We start from the raw sequence: 25,120 nt of genomic DNA, 5'->3' as shown, positions 1-25,120 counted from the left end.
TGTGTACACAGTGGATCAAAATATAAAAAGGAGTGAATTTCGGAGACTATGATAAAGAATTATGAGTTGGTAAAAGAAGAACAGATCAAAGAGCTGAATGGAACCGGCTATGTATACCGCCACAACAAGACGGGGGCCAGAGTGGTAGTGGTTTCCAATGAAGATGACAATAAGGTATTTCAGATAGGATTCAAAACACCGCCCAAAGATGATACCGGGGTTCCGCATATTATGGAACACTCCGTACTCTGCGGGTCAAAAGAGTTTCCTTTAAAAGACCCGTTTGTGGAGCTGGTAAAAGGCTCTCTAAACACCTTTTTGAATGCCATGACTTACCCGGATAAGACCGTTTATCCGGTGGCAAGCTGCAATGATAAAGATTTTTTCAACTTAATGCATGTTTATCTGGATGCGGTATTCTATCCGAATATTTATACAAAGCCGGAGATCTTAAAACAGGAGGGATGGCACTATTCCCTGGAATCTGAAGATGCCCCGGTGACTTACAATGGTGTCGTATATAATGAGATGAAGGGAGTGTTTTCTTCACCAGACCAGCAGCTGGCAAGGCTGATCCAGAAGTCTCTGCTCAGCGACACTCCGTATGGATTTGAATCCGGAGGCGATCCGGAAGCTGTCCCTGAGCTCAGCTATGAGCAGTTTTTGGATTTCCACAGAACCTACTACCATCCTTCCAACAGCTATATTTATCTGTATGGGGATATGAATGCGGAGGAATATCTCACATTTATCGATGAACATTACCTGTCTGACTTTGAAGAAAAGCAGGTTGACACATCCTGGGAACCCCAGAAAGCTTTTAAAGAAATGAAACGGGTGGAGGAAGTATATCCGGTCAGCGAACAGGACGAAACCCAGAGCAAAACGTTTCTTTCTTATAATGCAGTGATTGGAACAAGCCTCGATAAAGAGCTGTATATTGCATTTCAGATCCTTGACAGGGCTTTGTTTTCCATGCAGGGTGCTCCGGTGAAAAAGGCTTTGATGGAAGCCGGGATCGGAAAGGATATCAGCAGCTCCTATGACAACGGTATCGAGCAGCCGGTCTTTTCTGTAGTAGCCCAGGAGGCAGATGAGGAAAAGGAAGATGAGTTTGTCCGCATCATTGAGGATACTCTTCAGAAGATCGCCGAGGAAGGAATACAGAGGCGAAGCCTGGAGTCGGCACTGAATTATTATGAATTTCAATATAAAGAAGCTAATTTCGGAAGATTTCCGAAGGGGCTGATGTACGGGCTTCAGATGTATGACAGCTGGCTTTATGACGATAATGAGCCGTTTATGCATATCAAGACGAACGATGTGTTTGCATTTTTAAGAGAACAGCTGGATGGAAGCTACTTCACTGACCTGATTAAAACCTATCTGCTGTCAAATACCCATAAATCTATTGTGGTGCTGAAACCAGAGAAGGGGCTTCAGAGCCGGAAGGATCAAAAAACAGCACAGAAGCTGAAAGAATTTAAGGAGAGCCTTTCCAAAGAAGAGCTTGCAGAGCTTGTGAAAGATACCAAAGCACTGAAAGAATATCAGGAGGCAGCCACTCCGAAGGAAGATTTGGAGAAAATACCTCTTTTGGATATCAAAGATATTAAAAAGGAGATCCGTCCTCTGTGCAATGAAGAGGTGATGGTGGATGGAGTAAAGGTTATCTGGCATCCTTATTTTACCAATCAGATTTGTTATCTGAAGCTGGTATTCGATATGTCCAAGGTTCCGGCAAGGCTTGTGCCTTATGTGTCTTTGATGTCAGAGGTATTCAGAAGCGTGGACACCGAGAAGCACAGTTATTTTGAACTTGGCAATGAAATCGGCATTGAGACCGGAGGCATGGTGACAACAATGGATGTTCTTCCGGACGGTGCAGACGGAGTAAAAAGCTTTTTTGTCATCAGGACAAAGTGCTTCTATGAAAATGCAGAAAAAGCATTTGAACTTATGGAAGAGATTCTCTTTGACAGTAAGCTGGAGGATAAAAAACGTTTAAAAGAGATCATCGGACAGATCTACACCAACATGAAGACAGATCTCACTCAGGCCGGACATAAAACTGCATCCAACCGTGCCATGTCCTATTTTTCTGCCTATGCCAGGTATAAAGAGCAGATTCAGGGCGTCTCTATGTTTGAATTTGTAAAGGACTGGTATGAATCCTTTGAGCAGGAGAGCAGCAGGATCACAGATAATATGAGAGAGGCCTGCAGATATATTTTCCGTAAAGAGAACCTGATGGTGAGCTATACCGGAAAAGAAAAAGAGCCGCATTTTATGGAAGATGCCCTTCATAAGTTCACAGGACGTATGTTTACGGAAGAGCTGGACAAAGAGGAGACAAAGATTCTGCCGGAAAACAGGGAAGAAGGATTTGCCACTGCAGGAGGAGTACAGTATGTAGCCTGTGCAGGAAACTTTGCAAGACAGGGATATGAGTACACAGGGGCACTCAATGTGCTGCAGGTGATCTTTTCCTATGAGTATCTCTGGCTTAATATCCGTGTAAAGGGCGGGGCTTACGGCTGTATGTGCAGCTTTATGCCGCAGGGAGACAGTATGTTTGTCTCCTACAGGGATCCGAATCTTCTGGAGACTTATCAGGTCTTTGAAAATGCAGCGGATTTTGTAGAGCATTTCGATATCGATGACCGTGATATGGTAAAATATATCATCGGAACGATCAGCAATATGGATACTCCGCTGGAGCCGGATGATCTGGGAGAGAGAAGCTTCCAGGCATATCTTCTTGGAAGGACGGAAGCAGAACTCCAGAAGTACCGGGACCAGGTGCTGTCCTGCACCCAGGAAACCATCCGTGCATTGGCACCGTATGTGCGGTGTGTGGTAGATGCAGGCAATAACTGCACCATCGGAAATGAAGATAAATTAAAAGAGGCAAAGGATAAGTTTAAAGAGATCCGACACGTATTTTAGGAAGGAAGTTTATGGACGAAGGAAAAAGATCAGGATTTGTAACATTGATCGGAAGGCCCAATGTGGGGAAATCCACGCTGATGAATCAGCTGATCGGGCAGAAGATCGCAATCACCTCAAAGAAACCGCAGACCACAAGAAACAGAATACAGACAGTTTTTACGGATGAGAGAGGCCAGATCGTATTTTTGGACACTCCAGGCATCAACAAAGCAAAAAATAAGCTCGGCGACTACATGCTTAAGGTCGCTGAGCGCACGCTAAACGAGGTGGACCTTATCCTATGGCTGGTTGAGCCTACCACCTTCATTGGGGGAGGCGAGAGGTATATCATTGAGCAGCTGGGCAAAGTTAAGACCCCGGTCATCCTTGTCATCAACAAGACCGACACAGTAAAAGATGAGGAAATACTCAAGGCGATCACCACGTACAAAGATGTTTGTGAATTTGCAGAGATCATACCGGTTTCTGCCCTGAAAGGACAGAATACAGATGACGTCATTGACTGTATATTTAAGTATCTTCCGGAAGGGCCGATGTTCTTTGACGAAGATACGGTTACAGACCAGCCCGAAAGACAGATCTGTGCAGAGCTTATCAGAGAAAAGGCGCTTCGTCTTCTGGACCAGGAAATCCCCCACGGGATTGCGGTGGTGATTGATTCCATGAAAGAAAGGCGGCACGGCCATATCATAGATATTGACGCCACTATCGTATGCGAGAGAGACTCCCACAAAGGCATTATCATCGGCAAGCAGGGCAGCATGTTAAAGAAAATAGGAACCCAGGCCCGGATGGAAATGGAAAATCTGCTGGATATCAAAGTGAATCTCCAGCTTTGGGTGAAAGTGAAAAAAGACTGGCGTGACAGCGACATGCTTCTTAAAAACTATGGGTACAACAAGAAAGAAGTATAAAAATGGGTCAGGAGATCAAAGTTACCGGTCTGGTGCTGAATGCCGGAAATATCGGAGAATTTGATAAAAGGGTCACAATCCTCACAAAAGAGAGAGGCAGGATCACAGCATTTGCAAGAGGTGCCAAAAAGGCGACCAGTCCTTATGCCGCCGCCTGCCAGCCATTTACATTCGGAGAGTTTTCTCTGTATGAGGGAAGGAGTTCTTTTAATCTCATGTGGGCAGATGTAGGGCATTATTTTGAAGGGGTGAAAGATGATCTCCTGCTGATTTCCTACGGCAGTTATTTTTGTGAATTTGTGTCTTATCTGACCAGAGAAAACAACGATGAGATGGATATTTTAAAGCTGCTCTACCAAAGCCTGCGGGCATTGGAAAAGAAAACGATCGAGCCCGGATTAATCCGGAGAGTGTTTGAGATTAAAATTATGGCGCTGTACGGACAGGGTATGGAAGCGTTTTGCTGTACGCAGTGCGGAAGTACAGAAGAATTGAGTTATTTTGACAGCAGTGCAGGGGGAGTTTTGTGCTCAAACTGCGGAAAAGCCGGAGGGCGTACCGTACATATCTCCGGTTCTGCCATATATACGATTCAGTATATTTTAAGCAGCCCTTTGCAAAAGCTGTATACATTCAAGGTTTCCGAGGATGTGATGAAGGAACTTGACAGAATCAGCGAATCATTTTTAAAACAGTATGTGAGCCACCATTTTAAGTCATTGGATTTTTTGGAGCTGCTTTGACTTTTTTGGTATATCTCTTGAAAAAAGAGGGGTTACACGCTACAATAGAACAGATTATAGGAAATGAAAAAACGGTGAGGTAGAAACAATATGGAATTAACAATGGAGAAAATCGTAAATTTAGCAAAAGCCAGAGGGTTTGTGTACAGCGGATCTGAGATTTACGGCGGATTGGCAAATACATGGGATTACGGAAATCTGGGTGTTGAGCTTAAAAACAATGTCAAAAAGGCATGGTGGAAAAAGTTTATTCAGGAGAGCCCATACAATGTGGGTGTAGACTGTGCGATCCTGATGAATCCTCAGACCTGGGTTGCTTCCGGACATCTGGGCGGATTTTCGGATCCTCTGATGGACTGTAAGGAGTGTCATGAGCGTTTCCGTGCAGATAAGATCATTGAAGACTACATGGACGAACACGGCATGGAGATCGAAGGCGGTTCTGTGGATGGATGGACAAAAGAGGAGATGGTGGATTTCATCAGCGGGCATGATATCGTCTGCCCATCCTGCGGAAAGAAAAATTTTACAGATATCCGCGAGTTTAACCTGATGTTTAAAACATTCCAGGGAGTGACTGAGGATGCTAAAAATACTGTTTACCTGCGTCCGGAGACTGCACAAGGTATTTTCGTCAATTTTAAAAATGTACAGAGAACGTCCAGAAAGAAAATTCCGTTCGGTATCGGACAGGTGGGAAAATCATTCAGAAATGAGATCACACCTGGAAACTTTACATTCCGTACAAGAGAGTTTGAGCAGATGGAACTGGAATTCTTCTGTGAGCCTGATACAGACCTTGAATGGTTTGCATACTGGAAAGACTTCTGTATTAACTGGCTGAAGACATTAGGAATTACAGATGATCAGATGAGAGTCCGTGACCATGGAAAAGAAGAGCTGTCTTTCTACTCCAAGGCTACTTCCGACATTGAATTTTTATTCCCGTTTGGATGGGGAGAGCTCTGGGGAATTGCTGACCGTACAGATTATGACCTGACACAGCACCAGAATACTTCCGGGGAAGATCTTACCTACTTTGACGATGAGAAGAAAGAGCGCTATATTCCATATGTGATTGAACCGTCTCTGGGAGCCGACCGTGTGACACTTGCGTTCTTATGTGCCGCTTATGATGAAGAAGAATTGGAAGGCGGAGACAAGCGTACAGTTCTTCGTTTCCATCCGGCTATTGCACCGGTGAAGATCGGAGTGCTTCCGCTGTCCAAGAAATTAAGTGAGGGAGCAGGCAAGGTTTACGAGATGCTTGCAAAATACTACAACTGTGAGTACGATGAGCGCGGAAATATCGGAAAGAGATACAGGAGACAGGATGAGATTGGAACACCGTTCTGTGTAACTTACGACTTTGATTCTGAGGAAGACGGAGCAGTGACTGTCAGAGACCGCGACAGTATGGAGCAGGAACGAGTGAAGATCGAAGATTTAAAAGAATACTTTGAAAAGAAATTTGATTATTAAGAACTGCCGGCCGGCCGGATCCGTTGAATGATCCGGCCGTTTTTTTTATTTCATAGGAAAGAGCGCCCTATGAAATAAAAAACGCTCCGCGAAAATCGCACTGCGGCGACAAGGAATCATGTCGCCAAAGCGGCCCGCCTCAGGCGGAGAATCCCGCAAGCGGGATTCTTTCTGGTATTATATAGTTTTTTGGTAGGCAAGTCTTTCACTGCCGTCCTCTAAATAGATAATGCCGCAGTATGAAAAACCGTTCTTCATAAGAAGCCTCTGCATTACATAATTGTCTCTGTGCGTGTCAATGCGGAGATTCCCGCATTGTTCAAAAGCCCAGGAAAGACAGAAGGATGCAGATCCTTTCTTTACTCCGCTGGAAGCAAGTCTGTGAATTACTCCATAGGGATCCGGTCTGAGCCAGTTTCCCTGATAAATATTCTTATAAGAGGGATCATTCCCTGCTTTGTAAAAAAATACGGCAAGGATGTTTCCGTTCTCTGTACAGACATAGCTGTTTCCTGATGTTATGTCATTGGATATTACGGATTCACGGGGATGTGAATCTCCCCATTGGTGTGGATTCCCGTGCTGTTTCATAAACATTCTGGCACCGGAATAAAGTGTCATGATCTCGCTGAGCTGTCCGGGTACAGCTTTTTGTATTTTCATAAGTACTCCCTCTCTTACAGTATCTATATTATTTATGAGTGTTAATATACAATGCATTGCTGAAGAAAGCAATAAAATCCCTTTTCATCTAACTAAAATTTTTAGAAGAATACCTGATAAAAGAGAAAAAGTAAGTAATGATATAATGGAGGGACATTTATTATGAAGAAAAAGTTTTGGTTGATTTTTATGCTGGCAGCAGTCCTGACAGCAGGGCAGGGCATGATTTTTGCAGCGTCCGCAGAACAGGAGAACAAAATCCAGGCTGAGACATCAGATATACAGGCTACTGAAGAGAAAGCTGAATCTTCATCGGAAGAACAGTTTATATCCGGAAGTGAAGAAGCAACAACAGAAAAAGTAAAAAAGGAAAAACAGAAAACGGACAAAAAGGCCAGCAGTACTGTAAGAAAAACCCAAAATTCGGGGGGGGGGGGCAGACAAGGCTTGATGTAAGCAAAGGTGATATCCGAATCACAAAAAATGGGGCAATAGGGGGAGGACTTGATATAAATGAGACAAGTCTTAATCCGGAAGGATATTGGATAACCGGAACTACAACGAAATATAATATTTTAGTTGAAGAGAATGTGACGACTGACTTAACTTTGGAGTCTGTGGATATTACCTGTGATATGGCAAAACTAAGCTGTATTAATGTATCTCATGCAGATGTAACGATAACGCTGATCGGAGAAAACAAGCTGCTTTGTAATGCAGGGGAAAGCACTAATACAAGTGTAGGCGGGGCAGCACTTATGAAAGAAGGAATGGATGATCATGTTCTGACTATCCAGTGCGAATATGCAGAACAGAAAAATCACCGCTGCAATGAGCGCTGCGGATCCTTATCAGCCAAAGGGGCGGCAGATATGTATCATACAGGTGCGATTGGCAGTTCGATCAGTCATGTAAATGATGAAAAAAATTGTGGTTTTGCCAACTTTAAAATTAAGGGAGGCAATATTGAGGCGCTTGCGGGACTGCATACGCCTGGAATCGGCTCTGCCTGTATTTCTCAGACCAGCAAAAAAGGCTACACTAAAAATATTTGGATTACCGGTGGAAATGTAAAGGCCATCGGGACAACATCGGGCTCTGGCATCGGTTCAGGATATGGAAATGATGTGGACGGAATTTATATAACCGGAGGGACTGTGGAAGCAAAAGGAGGAGAATATGCACCTGGAATTGGTGCTTCCGGATATTCTGGAGGAGTCACTGCAGGGCAGCCCGCCAGAACAAAGAATATAAAAATAAGCGGGGGAGATACGGTTGTAACTGCTATAGGAGACAAAAATATGCCGGGAATAGGATCGGCAATGGGAAACTCTCTTGTCTCAAATGTTACTGCAGATCCCGAAGACGGATATCAGGGATATATTCAGGATGGAACATCACTGACTGATTATATATTTATGGATGGAACTCCTTTTGCAGAAGAGACAGCTATCAAAGTCGGAAGTTTTTATACAAAGGTATATTTCGGACCTTACCGGGATGCAAATGCGATTGAACAGAATACAAAAGAACAAATTGGGGCAAACCATGTAATCAGTAAGACCGGAGGCTCTGCATTTACGGAAGAACAGCTTAAAAATCTTACAAAAGTTACAGGAAAACAGCCTGACGGGACGAGCTTCCCTGACGGACAGCTGCATTTAGATAACCAAACCCAGCTGGAAGCTGTCAACAAGGCTAAAACAGCCGGAGAAACAGGGGAATTTCCGTTGGACTACATAACTCCGAACGGCACAAAAGTAACTGTGATTGTGTATCTTAGGGATGACGGGACAGACGCAGTAAAATTTGATCCGAACAACCCTACATCTTCTATTGGAGCCAATGATTTTACAAGAGAAACAGGGGGAGATCCTTTTACAGAAGAAGAGTTAAAAAAGATCGCAGCACTGAAAGGAAAAAATGAGGAAGGAACCAATATTCGGCTGGATGATTTTAGTGTTGATGAAGATCAGATGAAACAGATCAATGAGGCTAAGACAGCAGGCAAGGCGGGAACATTTGAGCTGACCTATACTTCACCGGATGGACAGTCTGTAACAGTGTCTGTCAGCCTGACAGGGGAGTATGATGAGATAGTATCGGATGCAGAAAAGGGAGAGATCATCAAAGCGATGAATATTATCAGCAGGACCGGAGGGAAAGGGTTTACGGAAGAGCAAGTGAAATCCCTGGCGAGGTTAAAAGCAGCCAATGCAGACGGAGATCCGCTGCCGGGTGAGCAGCTGTCTCTGAAGGATCTTAATCAGCTGGAGCAAGTAAACCAGGCGAAAACAGCGGGACAGACAGGAAGCTTTCCGCTTACATTCCAAACGCGGAATGGTTCAGAGGTGACTATACACGTATTTTTAACTGATGAGGGAACTGACGGGGCAGCAAATGATCTGTCTGACGGGAAGCCGGCTATCGGAGCAAACAATATAAGCCATGCTACAGGAGGAAAAGATTTTTCTCAGGAAGAGATCATAGAGCTGTGCAGTGCCCGGGGAAAGGATAAAAATGGGGACAGCCAGAAACTCAGAGCAGATGAGAACCAGCTGGATTTAATTAACAGAGCAAAGGCTGCAGGAAAGACAGGAACCTATGAGCTGCAGTTTTCTATGAAAGACGGGACGAAAACCAGCGTGAAGGTAACATTGACAGGAAAGCATAAAGTAATATTTGATTCAGACGGCGGAGATTATACTCCGGAAATGCAGATAGTGGAGGGGGGAGATCAGCTGATCTGCCCGGAGGCTCCAAAAAGGACAGGCTACACATTTGAGGGCTGGTATTTCAAGGACGATGAAAGCGGGAAAGAAGTGCTGTGGAAATTTGAAGACCCGGTACATCAGGATATGGAATTAAAGGCAAAATGGAAGAAAAATTCTGAGCCTGTGAAAAAAAAGAATACTGAAAACAGTAAACCGGAAAAAGCAGAAAATAAAAAAGAGAGTAAAAGCTATCCGGACTGGGAATACAGCAAAAGACCCAGGAATACCAAGACAGGGGAAGCTGCAAAAACAGGGGATAAAAAGTCTGTACTTCCGTTTCTGTTGATGACATTGGGAGCAGGCTCAGCAGTTTATGTGATCCGAAAGAGGAAACAATCATAGGATCCTAAGAAAATTGTAATAATTTATGCATTTTTTTATCATACTTTTCTGGTATACTTAATTTGTTGTGAAGCAGGAAGGGAGAAAAGTATGAGAAAGATCGTATTTAATAAAAAGTTTTTGGCAGCAGTAGGGATCGTGCTGGCTGTCGGAGGGTGTTTTTTTGTAAAAGGAAGGATGAATACAAAAGCTGCAGATGACAGTATTTTTGTCCAGAATATGAGTGTTCAGTTTAAACTGTGTGAGGGAACTTCAAAGGAAATTCTGGAAGAAGATATAGATGAGAATATTTCCGAGGAGATCATGGTACTGGAGGAGAAAGGACATTCATATGAGATCGGGGAGGCTTTATCTGCCGAAGACAGTGAGTTTATCCCGGTAACGAAACAGATCAACGATGAGACCGCATATGAAGCCATCGGCGGAATCACGGTGAAAAATAAGAACTACGTCATAAAGGTAAAATCTTCTCAGAAGATTACCGAACAGGATGTAGAGACTGCCCTTGAGGCAGTAAAGGATCAGTTAAACTAAAGATACTATGAAGCACAGAGTAAGAGCGTTTCTGTTGGTCAGACAGGGCGGAACTTCTCTGTGCTTTGTTTTTGTTTGCCCGTATTCAGGCACATATGTTATGATAAAACAAAATCGACAGGAGGAATATAGATGATTTTAATTAAAAACGGAAGAGTCATGGATCCGGAAACCGGATTTGACAAAGTTGCAGATATTGTTCTTTCCGCTGGAAAGATTAAAAGTATAGGAAAAACAGAAGAGACAAAATATGAGCAGATTATAGATGCGGAAGGCATGACCGTAGCTCCTGGGCTTATCGATGTGCATGTGCATTTCCGGGATCCCGGATTTACACATAAAGAAGATCTGCAGACAGGAAGCCAGGCTGCCCTCCATGGAGGAGTTACCACAGTAGTCTGTATGGCAAATACGAAGCCGGTGGTGGACAATACAGAGATCCTTGATGATATTCTGAAACGGGCAGAGAATCTGCCGGTCCGCCTGATTCAGACGGCGGCGGTATCCAAAGGATTTAAAGGCAGAGAGCTTGTGGATATGGAAGAACTGAAAGCCCATGGAGCTCTGGGATTTACAGATGACGGACTTCCTCTTATGGATGAAGAGGTTGTGCGAAAAGCTATGGAAACGGCGGCAAAACTGGATGTGCCGGTGAGTCTTCACGAAGAAGATCCCCAATATATAAAACGTCCGGGAGTCAATGCAGGAAAAGTTGCCGATCAGCTTGGATATGGAGGTGCTTCCGATGAGGCAGAGGCGGTGATGGTAGAGAGAGACTGCCGGCTGGCACTTGAGACCGGAGCTTCTGTGGATATCCAGCATATCAGTTCTGCAAAGGCTGTAGAGTTTGTCAGAGACGCCAAGAAAAAGGGAGCCCGCGTATCCGCTGAGGCGTCCCCGCATCATTTTACCCTGACGGAAGAGGATGTGCTTACCTATGGGGCACTGGCCAAGATGAATCCTCCGCTTCGGACCCCAAAAGACAGAGACAGAATCATTGAGGGACTGAAAGAAGGAACCATAGAAATCATTGCAACGGATCATGCCCCGCATTCTGAAGAAGAAAAGGCTGCAGGTCTTGCAAAAGCCCCCAGCGGCATTACCGGATTAGAAACCTCTTTGGGACTTGGGATCACCAAGCTTGTAAAAGAAGGACATCTCACTTTGATGGAACTTTTGGAGAAAATGACCGTGAATCCGGCAAAACTGTATCACTTAGAGCAGGGAAGGATTCAGGAGGGGAAACCGGCAGATCTGGTTCTGTTTAAAGAGGATGAAGAGTATACTGTAGAGAAGTTTTATTCCAAGGCCTCTAATTCACCGTTCAAAGGCTGGAAACTTTCCGGAAAGATTTATTATACAATCTGCAAAGGTAAAGTTTACAAAGTTGGTGAGGAGTAAAACTTCATGATAATGTCATATTTCTGAGATAACTGCATGATATAATAATAGAATAACATGTTCCGTATGATGTCCATTCCGGACAGTCTGCAGGACTTGCATTTAAAGGGATATTGGTTTTTCTTCTTTCAGCAGGATGTGCTGAAAGCTGAATTAAGACCATATGGAAAGAGTCATATTAAGCCGCTTTGACAGGGCAGATACGAAGGAGGGGTGTCTTATGAAAAGATACGGTATCTGTTTTACAAGTATCATTGTCGCTGTTGTTTTATGTACGGAACTTATTGGATTTCCGGCAGCCGTTTATGCCGGAAACATTAAGAATGCAGACAGTATTGCGGCAGATATTGGAGCCGGCAGACGTGCCAGAACTTCAGGCATGGACGAAAGCTTCATGGATGCAGGCCGGTTTGCCAGCATGGATGAAGCGTCTATGTATTTGATGTATGGAGACGGAATGTACACGTTTACCCAGTCCTACCCGAAAGATCATCCTGACAGGCTGATTGAGCTTAGAGTGAGAGAAGCGGGAAGCCTGATCCTTTTATATCTCCAAGAGGATGAGAAAGCACCTGTGCCTACGCTTCTGGACGGCAGGAAGCGGCCTGCAGGCAGCAGGATTCCGGACGGAGCCGTAATGCTGAAGGCTAAGCCCGGCACTTATTATGTAAGACTGCCCGCCGATTACAGTACGGTCTTCATTGCGCCGTTTGTCATCAAGGATGATCCCCGTAATTTATCCAATGAGACATCCTATATCCAGAGCGGCCAGGGAAAGTATACGTATCACACCTTCCATATGGCAAAGCGGGGAACTGCAGATATAACGGCATCCCCGGTCATAAAACAGACAAAACCGGTAACCTTTTTTATTCAGAGAAAAGAAAAGGGACGCTGGAAGAACATCGGCCGGCAGCAGAAGTCCTATTTCAGCAGTGAAACAGGAACCGTTGTCTATGGACTGAAAAAAGGCTCCTACAGGATAGCGGCCAAATCAGGAAAAGACCAGGGCTATTCTCTCTGTGTCATCAAGACTTATATAAAGTCCGGATATAAAACCCAAAAGAAGAAGGCCAGAACTTTAAAAAGATTCCGGGAACAGTATGATTTGTACACAGTGACAGAAAAAGCATCCAGATGGTATCGTATATCAGTGCCGAAAAAGAGGAAAAAGATTTCCGTGGAAGCAGAAACTTATATGAATTCCGGAAAAATCAAGTTTACGGTTTACAAAAAAGGCAGGAAAAAGCCGGTAAAGTCCCTGACTTTGTCCGGAGAGAAGATCAAGAGGTTCAGTTTTAAGGGCAGCAAAGGCACTTATTATATTAAAGTTTCAAAATCCGGAAAACAGGCGAACGGGTCATACTGGCTTTACCAGTACTGATCCGAAATACGGAATCTATGAAAAAGAATCTATGATACATCATAGGTTCTTTTTTCATTTCATGGGAAAGTGTGTCCCATGAAATAAAAAACACTCCGTGCAGGATGCGCAGAGAAATTATTCTATTGCAGCGAGGGTCTGAGTGTTAAATTTCCATGAGCTGTCTGTGAAATTTTACTCAGATTTAACACAACTTATCTTTTGAATTTTACATTGGGCAAGTAAGATATGACATGTAGCGATGAACAGCCAAAAGGAGATTATATATGAGAAAGATGAGGAAAAGGATTTTAAGTGTTCTGCTGACAGCAGTAGCAGCAACCAGTTTATTGGCCGGCTGCGGAAGTAAAGATGAAAGTAAAAAAGCAGCGGGTGAGGATATCACAGTCGTATCCAGAGAAGATGGCTCCGGTACCAGAGGGGCTTTTATAGAACTCTTTGGCATTGAAGAAAAAGACAGCGACGGAAATAAGATAGATAATACGACAACGGAAGCAATGATTACAAATTCTACTTCCGTCATGATGACAACCGTATCTGAAAATGAGGCAGCCATCGGATACATATCCTTAGGTTCACTCAATGATACAGTAAAGGCGTTAAAAATTGACGGAGCAGAGCCGAGTACAGAAAATGTAAAGAACAAGACTTATAAGATTGTGCGTCCGTTTAATATTATAACAAATAAGAAAAAACTGTCCTCACAGTCAAAAGACTTTATGAAGTTTATTATGAGCAAAGAAGGACAGAAAGTAGTGGCAGACAACGGATATATAACGGTCGATGACAAGGCACCAGCATATAAGGCTTCCGGAGCAAAAGGAAAGATTGTAGTAGCAGGTTCTTCTTCCGTGACTCCTGTAATGGAAAAATTAAAAGAGGCTTATACAGCTCTCAATAAAGATGTAAAAATCGAAGTACAGCAGAGTGATTCAACAACTGGCGTCACCTCAACAATTGACGGAGTATGTGATATCGGTATGGCATCCAGAGAGCTTGCCGACAGCGAGACAAAGAAGGGTGTGGAACCGACTGTCATTGCACAGGATGGAATCGCAGTGGTTGTAAACAAGAAAAACGATGTTTCCGAACTGAAGAGCAGCCAGATCAAGGAGATTTTTACAGGCAATGTGACTTCATGGGGCGATGTGAAGTAGGACGGTATACTGCAAAAAAGAATTAGTGGGGAAATGAAGATGAAACAGTACAAAGAAAAAATCATGAAAGGCGTATTTCTTGCCGCAGCCTGTACTTCCATACTGGCAGTCATACTGATCTGTGCTTTTCTGTTCATGAACGGACTTCCCGCTATTGGGAAAATCGGACCGGCAGAGTTTTTGGCCGGGGAGAGATGGATGCCAAAGAACGGACTCTTTGGCATCTTCCCAATGATCCTTGGAAGTCTTTACATCACGGCAGGAGCCATTATTGTAGGTGTGCCGATCGGTATTTTCACGGCAGTTTTTATGGCTAAATTCTGCAGCAGGAAGCTTTATAAGATTTTAAAACCGGCAGTTGAGCTTTTAGCAGGGATTCCATCTGTAGTTTATGGCTTCTTCGGGATGGTTGTTATGGTTCCGATGTTCAGAAATATATTCGGAGGAAACGGAAACAGCATTCTGACCGCCTCATTCCTTTTAGGAATCATGATCCTGCCGACGATTATCGGGGTATCAGAGAGTGCCATCCGTGCAGTGCCGGATCATTATTACGAAGGGGCGCTGGCTCTGGGAGCAAGCCATGAACGCAGTGTATTTTTTACAGTTCTGCCGGCGGCTAAATCGGGTATTCTTGCCGGAGTTGTACTGGGTATCGGACGTGCCATAGGCGAGACCATGGCAGTTGTCATGGTTGCAGGAAACCAGGCCAGGATGCCGATGGAACTTTACAAGGGAGTCAGGACTCTGACTGCCAATATCGTATTGGAAATGGGATATGCCACAGACCTGCACCGGGAAGCACTGATTGCTACCGCTGTTGTACTGTTTGTATTCATCCTGCTGATCAACCTTTCTTTTTCTGCATTAAAACGTAAGGAGGAATTCTGATGGAAGCAACGACAGCAAAGCCAATGGGCAGCATCAAACCGGTGAACAGGGTAAGCCGGAAGCAGCGCTTCTTTTCTTACAAAAGGACACCCCTTTCTCTGCTTTTATACCTGCTTGTCCTGGCATCTGCAATTTTTACAGCAGGAATCCTGATTTACCTGATCGGATATATTTTAATCCACGGGGTTCCGTATCTGACCAAGGATTTGTTTTCACTGAAATATACATCTACAAATGTGTCGCTGTTTCCGGCTATGATCAACACCGTCAGCATGACAGTTCTTGCACTGCTTCTGGCAGTGCCGCTGGGGATCTTTTCTGCCATCTATCTTGTGGAATATGCAAGGAAAGGAAATAAATTTGTTGGAATTGTCAGGATTACAGCTGAGACACTTTCAGGAATTCCGTCCATCGTGTACGGACTGTTCGGAATGCTGTTTTTTGTCACAACTTTAAAATGGGGGCTTTCGATTTTATCAGGAGCTGCAACGCTGGCGATTATGATACTGCCGGCTGTGATGAGGACCAGCGAAGAGGCATTAAAATCTGTTCCGGATTCTTTCAGGGAAGGAAGTTTCGGCCTGGGCGCAGGGAAACTCAGAACAGTCTTTAAGATTGTACTTCCGTCTGCAGTGCCGGGGATTCTCTCAGGAGTTATTCTGGCAGTGGGAAGAATTGTGGGAGAGACTGCAGCTTTAATGTATACAGCAGGAACAGTGGCGGAGATTCCGTCCAATGTGATGGGGTCTGGCAGGACATTATCTGTTCATATGTATGCCCTGTCCAGCGAAGGGCTCCACATCAATCAGTCTTATGCCACGGCAGTGGTTCTGCTCTTAGTGGTGATTTTAATCAACGCAGTGTCTACGTTTATTGCCAAGCGGATTACGAAAGGATAGAACATGGAATCAAAAATCAAAGTACAGGATCTGGATTTATATTACGGGGATTTTAAAGCGCTCAAAGCAATCAACCTGGATATTTCTCCAAATGAGATTACAGCATTTATCGGTCCTTCCGGCTGCGGAAAGTCCACACTTTTAAAATCTCTGAACCGGATGAACGATCTGGTGGAAGGATGCAAAATTACAGGAAAGGTTACCTTGGACGGGGAAGATATTTATGGGAATATGGATATTAACCTTCTGAGAAAACGGGTAGGCATGGTATTTCAGAAACCGAATCCGTTTCCTATGAGTGTCTATGACAATGTAGCCTACGGGCCGAGAACACATGGAGTCAGGAACAAGGCACAGCTGGATGAGATCGTGGAAAAGTCCTTGAGAAATGCGGCAATCTGGGATGAATTAAAAGACCGGCTGAAAAAAAGTGCTTTGGGTCTTTCCGGAGGACAGCAGCAGAGACTCTGTATTGCCAGGGCCTTGGCAGTGGAGCCGGAGGTGCTTTTGATGGATGAGCCAACTTCTGCACTGGACCCGATCTCTACCTCAAAGATCGAGGACCTTGCGGCAGAATTGAAATCCAAGTATACTATCATTATGGTGACCCATAATATGCAACAGGCTGTCCGCATTTCCGACAAGACCGCATTTTTCCTTTTAGGGGAGGTAGTAGAGTATGGAAAGTCTGATAAACTGTTTTCCATGCCGAAAGATCAAAGAACAGAAGACTATATTACAGGAAGGTTTGGTTGATATGAGAAATCGGTTTGACAGACAGCTTAGCCAGCTGAATATTGAAATGATCGAGATGGGTGCCCTCTGCGAAGATATGATTCATCTGGCAGGGAAGCTGGTAGACACAAAGAGCAAAGAGATGATCTTTCGGATTTATGATCTGGAGGAAGAGATAAATCAAAAAGAACGGGACATTGAGAGACGCTGCATGAAGCTGCTTCTGCAGCAGCAGCCGGTGGCAGGAGATTTGAGGGTAATCTCCGCAGTGCTTAAAATGGTTTCTGATATGGAACGGATCGGGGATCAGGCTGTGGACATTGCAGGCATTGTAAAAAAGAGTGATGTTGTGGCTGTGATGAATGACCATACCCATGTGCTGATGATGGCTTCAAAGACTATTGCCATGGTGACCAAGGCGGTGGATTCCTTTGTGAAAAAAGACCTGGACGCCGCAAATGATGTGATCAAAGCGGACGATGAGGTAGATGAACTGTTCTCCAAAGTAAAAAAAGAAGTGATCTCTTTGATCCATCAGGACCCGGAGAAAGGAGAAGCCTGTGTTGCCATTGTTATGATCGCTAAATATTTTGAGCGGATCGGCGACCACGCCAGCAATATTGCTGAATGGGTGGAATTCTCTATAACCGGGGAATATAAAGGAGGAAGTCTGTGATTTATATCGTTGAGGATGATGCAAACATACGTGAGCTTGTTATCTACACTCTTCAGAGTACAGGATTTGACGCAAAGGGATATGAAAGCGGCATCAGTTTTTTTAAGGATCTTTCTTCAGGGAAGATCCCTGAGCTGGTGCTTTTGGACATTATGCTTCCGGGAGAAGACGGCATCAGCATTTTGAGAAAGATCCGGAGCAATCCGGAGGCAAGGCATATCCCTGTGATTATGATGACTGCAAAGGGAGCAGAATATGACAAGGTACTGGGGCTGGACAGCGGAGCGGATGACTATATTACAAAGCCGTTCGGCATGATGGAACTGGTATCCAGGATCAAGGCAGTGCTCAGACGGGTAAAAAAAGAAGAACCGCGGGAAGAACTTTCAGCAGGAAATCTCTATATTCACGTAGGCAAGCATAAGGTGCTGGCAGACGGGGAAAAGGTTGAACTTACTTACAAAGAGTTTCGCCTGCTTTGTATGCTTTTGGAGAGCAAAGGCAATGTGCTTACCAGGGATCAGCTTCTCACAAATATATGGGGATATGATTTTGACGGGGAGACACGGACAGTGGATGTCCATATCCGTACCCTGCGCCAGAAACTGGGAGAGTGCGGAGCCATGATTGAGACCGTAAGGGGGATCGGATACCGTATCGGAGGCAGTGAATGAAGAACAAAATCTTTAAAAACATGTCCTACATTGCCCTGATTACAGTAATCTGTACCACAGTGTTTTTATCTGCGGTAGCATACAGCAGATATATGTCACAGGTAAAAGAAGGAATTCAGAACGAGGCAGGGTATATGGCTGAATCCCTGAACCAGCATGAGAATCAGAGTCTGGATGCCTATAAGGATATTACGATCAGCAGGATCACTCTGATATCTTCCGGCGGACGGGTTTTGTATGACAGTACAGGAAAAGAAAAGACGATGGGCAGCCATAAAAACAGAAAAGAGTTCAAAGAAGCCAGGACAAATGGTGCGGGGGAGAGCACCAGGGTTTCCAGGACACTGAACAAGCAGACATATTACTACGCGGTAAGGCTTTCCGACGGCAGTGTATTACGACTCAGCAGAGAGACACAGACCATTCTGAATCAGGTGGAAGGCATTCTTCCGGCACTGATCCTGATGATGGCAGTTGTGTTTGTACTTGCCCTGGCTCTTTCCAGACTTCTCACAGGAAGGATCATCGAGCCGATTAACCGGATTAATCTGGAGCATCCGGAGAATGAGAATACTTATGACGAACTTGCGCCTTTGCTGGTGAGGATTCACAGACAGAATGAAGCGATCGAGGAAAAAATAAAAGAGATCAAGGAAAAACAGATTGAGTTTACGACAATTACTGAAAACATGAGCGAAGGTTTTCTTGTTCTGAATAAGAAATCTGTTGTTCTCTCGTATAATACAAGTGCGCTGAGGATTTTGGATATTGACAAAGATCAGTGCAGCAATCAGAATGTTTTGTCCATCAACCGAAGCCATGAGTTCCGCAGTGCGGTGGAGATGGCTCTGGATGGAGAGTCTTCAGAAGAAGTGATGGAATTTCATGAGCGGAAATATCTTCTGATGGCGAATCCGGTGACAGTATCCGGCGCAGTTAAAGGAGCGGTGCTGATGATGATTGATGTTACAGAAAAAGAAGAAAGGGAAGAGCTGAGAAGAGAATTTTCAGCCAACGTATCCCATGAGCTCAAAACACCGCTGACGACCATTTCGGGATATGCAGAATTGATGAAGGACGGGTTTGTGAAGCAGGAAGATATCGGAAGGTTTTCTGAAAAGATTTACACAGAGGCCAAAAGGCTGATCTCCATGATAGAGGGGATTATCAAGCTTTCCAGGCTGGATGAAAACAAAATTGCTCAGGAAAAAGAAAATGTGGATATCTACCAGCTGGCCCTGGAAATTAAAAATTCTCTTTCTATGAAAGCAGCTGAGGCAGGGATTGATATCCAGGTTCTCGGAGCCCCTTCCCAAGTATCCGGTGTCCGGCAGATGCTGTATGAAATGCTTTATAATCTTGTGGAAAATGCAGTGAAGTATAATGACAGCGGAGGGCATGTTATTGTAACTGCGGCCAGCATGGAAGGCCGGCCCACACTCATTGTGGAAGATGACGGCATTGGAATTGCGCCGGAGGATGAGGAGCGGGTATTTGAGCGGTTTTACCGCGGAGACAAGAGTCATTCCAGTGAGAGGGAAGGCACAGGACTTGGGCTTTCCATCGTAAAACACGGGGCAAAATACCACAATGCCAGGATTCAAGTGGAAAGTGAAGTTGGCCGGGGAACAAAAATCGCTGTAATTTTTTAATACAAAAGAGACTGTCTTTTTGATAGTCTCTTTTTTTCTTTCTCTTTTTATGGTATGATTTCAGATAAATATGTACCTTTTTAACGAGTAAAGGAGAAACAACATGATCAATGAATTAGTAAAGAAGATAAAACAACTGGATGCACCGATTGTGGTCGGACTGGACCCGATGCTTGATTATGTGCCTGAACAGATAAAGAAAGCAGCATTTGACGAATTCGGGGAGACTCTAAAAGGGGCCGGAGAAGCTATCTGGCAGTATAATAAAGGAATCATTGACAGCACGTATGACCTGATTCCGGCAGTAAAGCCGCAGATCGCCATGTACGAGCAGTTTGGCGTGGAAGGACTGGCTGCATTTTACAAAACTTGTGAATATGCGAAAAGCAAAGGGCTTGTGGTTATCGGAGATATTAAGAGGGGAGATATCGGTTCTACCTCGGAAGCCTATGCAGTGGGACATGCGGGGCAGGTACAGGTAGGCAGTAAGAAATACAGAGGGTTTGATGAGGATTTCCTGACGGTAAACCCATATCTTGGCAGTGACGGCATTCTTCCGTTTATTGATGTGTGTAAGGAGGAAAAGAAAGGCCTCTTTATTTTGGTAAAGACATCCAACCCTTCCAGCGGAGAATTCCAGGACCAGCTGGTGAACGGAAAGCCGTTATATGAACTGGTGGCAGAAAAAGTGGCCGTTTGGGGCGAAAGCCATATGGGAGAGGACTACAGTTATATCGGAGCTGTGGTAGGCGCAACTTATCCGAAAATGGGAGAGATCCTTCGTAAAATTATGCCGAAAAACTATATTTTGGTTCCGGGATACGGAGCACAGGGAGGAAAAGCCGAGGATTTGGCCCCGTTCTTTAACGAGGATGGGCTGGGAGCTGTTATCAATTCTTCCAGAGGAATTATCTGTGCATACAAACAGGACCAGTACAGCCGGTTTGGGGCAGAGAACTATGCGGATGCATCCAGGCAGGCAGTGTTGGATATGAAAGAAGACTTAAAGAAGGCATTTGTGAAATAAGGAGCAGAATATGGGAAAACAGAACATAGAGGCTGAGATCATCAGCCAGAAAAAGCTTTCCGCGGACATATACGATATGGTATTAAGCGTAGGAGACATGGCCTCTGAGGCGGAAGCCGGACAGTTTGTGTCCGTTTACGTCAACGACGGAAGCAGGCTTCTGCCGAGGCCGATCAGCATCTGCGGCATTGACAGGGAGCAGGGAAGAATCAGGATTGTCTACCGCATTGCAGGAGGCGGAACTGAGCTTTTAAGCACCTATGAGGCGGGGACAAAGATTCAGGTTCTGGGACCTCTGGGAAGAGGATTTGAGAAGAAGAAAGAAAAAGCAATTCTGATCGGGGGAGGTATCGGGATTCCTCCGATGCTGGAGCTGGCAAAGCAGCTGGACTGTGAGAAAAGTATTGTGCTTGGGTACCGGGATCAGGATACGTTTCTGAAAGAGGAATTTGAACCCTGGGGCAGTGTATATGTCTCCACAGAAGACGGTTCTTTAGGTACAAAAGGCAATGTCATTGATGCGGCCAGAGAACAGGAAGTCGAAGGGGCGGTGATCTATGCCTGCGGACCAACGCCTATGCTCAGAGGTGTCAAAGCATATGCCCGGGAAAAGGGGATCAAAGCCCAGATCTCTCTGGAGGAGAGAATGGCGTGCGGTATCGGGGCATGCCTTGCCTGTGTGTGCAATTCAAAGGAAGTGGACGGCCATACCCATGTCCGCAATAAACGTGTCTGCAAAGACGGGCCGGTATTTGATGCAGAGGAGGTGGAGATCTGATGAATCTTGCAGTAGAGATCGCCGGAGTTTCCTTGAAGAATCCGGTGACAACAGGCTCCGGAACATTTGGCTCCGGGGAAGAATACAGTGAATTTGTTGATCTGTCCAGCCTTGGGGCAGTGACCACAAAAGGTGTTGCCAATGTGCCGTGGCCGGGCAATCCGACTCCGAGAGTGGCAGAGACCTATGGAGGCATGCTCAATGCAGTAGGGCTTCAGAATCCGGGAGTGGATGTGATGATCGAAAGAGATCTGCCCTTTTTAAAGAAGGCGGGGGCCACAGTGATTGTCAATGTCTGCGGAAAGACTGCAGAGGAATACATTGAGGTGGTGGAACGGCTTTCGGATCAGCCGGCAGACCTTTTGGAGATCAATGTTTCCTGCCCTAATGTAAAAGAGGGAGGAATCGCTTTTGGACAGGATCCGAAAGCACTGTATGAGATCACAAAGGCTGTGAAAGAAAAGGCAAAGCAGCCGATTATTATGAAGCTTAGTCCGAATGTGACGGATATTAGAGAGATGGCAAAAGCAGCAGAGGCAGCGGGCAGCGATGCACTGTCTCTGATCAATACTCTTACAGGAATGAAGATAGATATTGAAAAGAGAGATTTTCTTCTGGCCAATAAAACCGGGGGCCTTTCCGGACCGGCGATTAAGCCGGTAGCTGTGCGCATGGTATACGAAGTATGCAGTACGGTAAAGGTTCCGGTGATCGGGATGGGGGGAATCCTCACTGCGGAGGATGCCCTTGAGTTTATCATGGCAGGAGCAACTGCAGTAGCTGTGGGAACAGCCAATTTTACAGATCCTCGTGCTACGGTTAAGGTGATTGACGGGATCGGGGCTTACATGAAAGATCATGGTATTGAAGATATAAAAGAACTGATCGGATGTGTAAAATAAACTGCAAAAGATGACGGAAGTGAGGTCAGCATGAACATATTGTTTTTCTTGACGCCAAAAGAGAATGTTTCATATCTGCCGGAGGACTATACGCTGAGGCAGGCGCTGGAGAAAATGAAATACCACGGGTATTCTGCGGTTCCTGTTCTGACCGGGGACGGCAGATATGTGGGGACAGTGACAGAGGGGGACCTTCTCTGGGCGATGATGGATGAGGCCAGATTTGACCTTGAAAAGGCGGAGCTCATTTTTTTAAGGGATATGGAACGGAGACGGGATAACCGTCCGGTGACAGTCAATACAGATATGGACGATCTTGTGGACGTGATCAAAGATCAGAATTTTGTGCCGGTCATTGATGACGAACAGAGGTTCATCGGCATTGTCACGAGAAAAGATGTAATTGAATTTTATTATAGAGAATATCAGAAGGCGGAACATAAGGAGGAACACAATGGAACAGTATAAAAAAGAGTTTATCGAATTTATGATTGACTGCAATGTATTGAAATTCGGAGATTTTGTTACAAAAAGCGGAAGGAACACACCGTTCTTTGTCAATACAGGATTTTATCGTACCGGAGCACAGTTAAAGAAGCTGGGAACCTATTATGCAAAGGCCATTGAAGCAAAGTTTGGATTTGATTTTGATGTTCTGTTCGGGCCTGCATATAAGGGAATTCCTCTGAGTGTAGCAGCTGCGATTGCGATTTCAGAAGAGTATGGAAAAGATATTAAATATTGTGCCAACAGAAAAGAAGTAAAGGATCACGGAGACACAGGAATTCTGCTCGGAAGCCCTATTGAGGACGGAGATAAAGTGGTAATCATTGAAGATGTGACAACAGCCGGAACCTCCATCCAGGAAACACTGCCTATTGTAAAAGCACAGGGAGATGTGGATGTGCTGGGACTTGTAGTTTCGGTGGACCGCATGGAGCGCGGACAGGGAACCAAGAGTGCCCTGGAAGAGATCCGTGAAAATTACGGACTGGAAACTACAGCGATTGTGACGATGCAGGAGGTTGTGGAACATCTGTATAATAAACCGTACAAAGGAAAAGTTATCATTGATGATACATTAAAGACTGCTATTGACGCATACTATGAACAGTATGGCGTTCAATAAAGAAGGGCTTATTTGTGACGAAGAAAAAGAAAAAGGCAGCCAGATTAGGCTGCCGGATTTTGTTTTGTTTGTATATCATATTAATTTTTTATTTTGTGCTGCTGAGCGAGCGTTACGGAAGAGAGACAGGGTATGAGACATCCCATGTGAATCTGGTTCTGTTTAAAGAGATTAAACGGTTCTGGATGTACCGGTCTCTGCTGACGCCGGAGGCATTTATTACAAATCTGGCGGGCAATATTTTTGCGTTCTGTCCGTTTGGATTTCTGCTTCCTGTCATGACGGAGAAAAAGCGGGGCTTTATCAAAGTTGTGGCGGGAACATTTGCATTCAGTTTTATCATCGAAAGCTGCCAGTTTATTTTTAAGGTGGGGGTTTTTGATGTGGATGATTTATTGTTAAACACAGTGGGCGGACTGATCGGCTATATTATTTATAAGATTTCCGTCACCATATACCGGAGGAGGTAACATGAGGGTTAATAAAAAGAAGCGCCAGGCCTACCGTCCGTCAGATCATGTTGTATCCAGAGAGTCAGCGGTTTCCAGTATTCTCGGGGCAATCGGAATTTTTGGCTATCTGATCTTAGTGGGTGCTTCCTTCCGGGCTGGAGGGAACGGAGGCCTGTTGATCGGCGCAGCTGCGTGGGTTTTATTTGGGATGTCAGTCTTTGGAATGATGCTTGCAGTCAGAAGTTACCATGACACGGCATCTATGAGAATTTGGAAGGTGGTTGGAAGTATCACCAACGGGGCAGTTCTTCTGTTTTCTGCGGCTATATTTCTGATTGGATTAATTTAGGAGGCAGTATGGAACGATTACAGAAACAGATCGATTTTATCATAGAAGTGGACAAGCTCAAAGATATTATCCGTCAGACAAATCTTACAAATGGAGAAAGAAAAGAAAATGATGCAGAGCATTCCTGGCATCTGGCATTGATGGCAGTTTTTCTTTCTGAATATTCCACGGAGCCTGTGGATGTACTCCAGGTTATCAAGATGGTCCTGATTCATGATCTTGTAGAAATTGATGCCGGAGATACTTATCTGTATGACGAGGCTGGAAACGGAACAAAGGCAGCCAGGGAGAAGAAGGCAGCCGAGAGGATTTTTCATATTCTTCCGGAGGACCAGGCAGAGGAGCTGTTTGGACTTTGGATGGAATTTGAAGACAGAAAGACGCCGGAATCTAAGTTTGCCAACACTCTGGACCGGATCCAGCCTGTTCTTTTAAATGATGCAACAGACGGGAAAGCCTGGAGAGAGCATGATGTAAACATTGACCAGATTATGAGCAAAAACGGGTACACCAGCCAGGGATCAGATGTACTTTGGGAGTATATTCAGGAAGTTTTTGAGGAAAATATAAAAAAAGGAAATATTAAAAGGAGCTTGTAACGTGGATGAAT

25 protein-coding genes are annotated in these 25,120 nt (G+C 44.8%); 24 read left to right on the top strand and 1 reads right to left on the bottom strand.

Translation table 11 applies throughout. The features are described 5' to 3' along the window. Positions 1–48: 48 nt before the first annotated feature. The 4 genes from KH180_RS05825 to KH180_RS05810 all read left to right on the top strand — a co-directional run bounded on the left by KH180_RS05825 (position 49) and on the right by KH180_RS05810 (position 6,091). Positions 49–2,949 (top strand): insulinase family protein, encoded by a 2,901-nt coding sequence (locus KH180_RS05825; protein WP_290757699.1) that lies wholly within the window; start codon positions 49–51, stop codon positions 2,947–2,949. A gap of 11 nt (positions 2,950–2,960) precedes the next feature. Beyond that, positions 2,961–3,866, top strand: coding sequence for a GTPase Era (gene era / locus KH180_RS05820; RefSeq protein WP_290757696.1), 906 nt, complete (start codon positions 2,961–2,963; stop codon positions 3,864–3,866). 2 nt (positions 3,867–3,868) lie between these two features. Further along, complete coding sequence (gene recO, locus KH180_RS05815; protein WP_290757693.1) at positions 3,869–4,609, top strand: DNA repair protein RecO; 741 nt, start codon at positions 3,869–3,871, stop codon at positions 4,607–4,609. A gap of 90 nt (positions 4,610–4,699) precedes the next feature. Further along, positions 4,700–6,091, top strand: coding sequence for a glycine--tRNA ligase (locus tag KH180_RS05810; protein ID WP_290757691.1), 1,392 nt, complete (start codon positions 4,700–4,702; stop codon positions 6,089–6,091). Positions 6,092–6,268: 177 nt separating this feature from the next. On the opposite strand, the gene KH180_RS05805 is transcribed toward KH180_RS05810, so the two are convergent. Then, on the bottom strand, positions 6,269–6,754 hold the full coding sequence (locus KH180_RS05805; protein WP_290757688.1) for a GNAT family N-acetyltransferase: 486 nt from the start codon (positions 6,752–6,754) through the stop codon (positions 6,269–6,271). 162 nt (positions 6,755–6,916) lie between these two features. Between KH180_RS05805 and KH180_RS05800 the strand changes: the two genes are divergently transcribed. From KH180_RS05800 to KH180_RS05705, 20 genes are all read left to right on the top strand, one after another. Then, positions 6,917–7,210: a hypothetical protein gene (locus tag KH180_RS05800; protein ID WP_290757685.1), complete on the top strand. Its 294-nt coding sequence runs from the start codon at positions 6,917–6,919 to the stop codon at positions 7,208–7,210. A 134-nt stretch (positions 7,211–7,344) separates the two neighbouring features. Beyond that, positions 7,345–9,870 (top strand): InlB B-repeat-containing protein, encoded by a 2,526-nt coding sequence (locus KH180_RS05795; RefSeq protein ID WP_290757682.1) that lies wholly within the window; start codon positions 7,345–7,347, stop codon positions 9,868–9,870. Between the two features lie 90 nt (positions 9,871–9,960). Next, positions 9,961–10,404: a hypothetical protein gene (locus tag KH180_RS05790; protein ID WP_290757680.1), complete on the top strand. Its 444-nt coding sequence runs from the start codon at positions 9,961–9,963 to the stop codon at positions 10,402–10,404. Between the two features lie 132 nt (positions 10,405–10,536). Next, a complete protein-coding gene (locus KH180_RS05785) occupies positions 10,537–11,805 on the top strand; it encodes a dihydroorotase (protein WP_290757678.1) in 1,269 nt (422 codons plus the stop codon). A 220-nt stretch (positions 11,806–12,025) separates the two neighbouring features. Further along, the gene (locus tag KH180_RS05780; protein ID WP_290757675.1) at positions 12,026–13,189 is read left to right on the top strand and encodes a hypothetical protein; all 1,164 of its coding nucleotides are present in this window, start codon (positions 12,026–12,028) and stop codon (positions 13,187–13,189) included. A gap of 266 nt (positions 13,190–13,455) precedes the next feature. Further along, a complete protein-coding gene (locus KH180_RS05775) occupies positions 13,456–14,346 on the top strand; it encodes a substrate-binding domain-containing protein (protein ID WP_290757673.1) in 891 nt (296 codons plus the stop codon). A gap of 39 nt (positions 14,347–14,385) precedes the next feature. Continuing rightward, positions 14,386–15,237, top strand: a complete 852-nt coding sequence (pstC, locus tag KH180_RS05770) for a phosphate ABC transporter permease subunit PstC (RefSeq protein ID WP_290757670.1) — start codon at positions 14,386–14,388, stop codon at positions 15,235–15,237. Continuing rightward, a complete protein-coding gene (gene pstA / locus KH180_RS05765; protein ID WP_290757668.1) occupies positions 15,237–16,136 on the top strand; it encodes a phosphate ABC transporter permease PstA in 900 nt (299 codons plus the stop codon). The genes pstC and pstA overlap by 1 nt, the downstream gene beginning before the upstream one ends. 3 nt (positions 16,137–16,139) lie before the next feature. Next, entirely contained in the window at positions 16,140–16,892 is a 753-nt protein-coding gene (pstB, locus tag KH180_RS05760; protein ID WP_290757665.1) for a phosphate ABC transporter ATP-binding protein PstB, read from the top strand. 1 nt (position 16,893) lies between these two features. Then, the gene (gene phoU, locus KH180_RS05755) at positions 16,894–17,547 is read left to right on the top strand and encodes a phosphate signaling complex protein PhoU (RefSeq protein WP_290757662.1); all 654 of its coding nucleotides are present in this window, start codon (positions 16,894–16,896) and stop codon (positions 17,545–17,547) included. Then, on the top strand, positions 17,544–18,221 hold the full coding sequence (locus KH180_RS05750; protein ID WP_290757659.1) for a winged helix-turn-helix domain-containing protein: 678 nt from the start codon (positions 17,544–17,546) through the stop codon (positions 18,219–18,221). The genes phoU and KH180_RS05750 overlap by 4 nt, the downstream gene beginning before the upstream one ends. After that, complete coding sequence (locus KH180_RS05745; protein WP_290757656.1) at positions 18,218–19,873, top strand: sensor histidine kinase; 1,656 nt, start codon at positions 18,218–18,220, stop codon at positions 19,871–19,873. Before KH180_RS05750 ends, KH180_RS05745 begins: the two co-directional genes overlap by 4 nt. Before the next feature lie 103 nt (positions 19,874–19,976). Beyond that, on the top strand, positions 19,977–20,900 hold the full coding sequence (gene pyrF / locus KH180_RS05740) for an orotidine-5'-phosphate decarboxylase (protein ID WP_290757654.1): 924 nt from the start codon (positions 19,977–19,979) through the stop codon (positions 20,898–20,900). 10 nt (positions 20,901–20,910) lie between these two features. Further along, entirely contained in the window at positions 20,911–21,678 is a 768-nt protein-coding gene (locus KH180_RS05735) for a dihydroorotate dehydrogenase electron transfer subunit (protein WP_290757651.1), read from the top strand. Next, the gene (locus KH180_RS05730) at positions 21,678–22,580 is read left to right on the top strand and encodes a dihydroorotate dehydrogenase (RefSeq protein WP_290757648.1); all 903 of its coding nucleotides are present in this window, start codon (positions 21,678–21,680) and stop codon (positions 22,578–22,580) included. Before KH180_RS05735 ends, KH180_RS05730 begins: the two co-directional genes overlap by 1 nt. 30 nt (positions 22,581–22,610) lie before the next feature. Beyond that, positions 22,611–23,048, top strand: a complete 438-nt coding sequence (locus tag KH180_RS05725) for a CBS domain-containing protein (protein ID WP_290757645.1) — start codon at positions 22,611–22,613, stop codon at positions 23,046–23,048. Continuing rightward, positions 23,035–23,709 carry an orotate phosphoribosyltransferase gene (gene pyrE / locus KH180_RS05720; protein ID WP_290757643.1) on the top strand — a complete coding sequence of 225 codons (675 nt, stop codon included), beginning with the start codon at positions 23,035–23,037 and terminating at the stop codon, positions 23,707–23,709. Before KH180_RS05725 ends, pyrE begins: the two co-directional genes overlap by 14 nt. Positions 23,710–23,723: 14 nt before the next feature. Next, a complete protein-coding gene (locus KH180_RS05715; protein WP_290757640.1) occupies positions 23,724–24,179 on the top strand; it encodes a VanZ family protein in 456 nt (151 codons plus the stop codon). A 1-nt stretch (position 24,180) separates the two neighbouring features. After that, the gene (locus KH180_RS05710) at positions 24,181–24,510 is read left to right on the top strand and encodes a hypothetical protein (RefSeq protein ID WP_290757637.1); all 330 of its coding nucleotides are present in this window, start codon (positions 24,181–24,183) and stop codon (positions 24,508–24,510) included. A gap of 8 nt (positions 24,511–24,518) precedes the next feature. Continuing rightward, the gene (locus tag KH180_RS05705; RefSeq protein WP_290757634.1) at positions 24,519–25,109 is read left to right on the top strand and encodes an HD domain-containing protein; all 591 of its coding nucleotides are present in this window, start codon (positions 24,519–24,521) and stop codon (positions 25,107–25,109) included. Positions 25,110–25,120 lie beyond the last annotated feature (11 nt).

The organism is Anaerostipes sp. (assembly GCF_018381315.1).
Taxonomy (GTDB): domain Bacteria; phylum Bacillota; class Clostridia; order Lachnospirales; family Lachnospiraceae; genus Anaerostipes.
The sequence above is the reverse complement of the archived record's forward strand: the minus strand, read 5'-3'. Positions and strand labels throughout refer to the sequence as shown.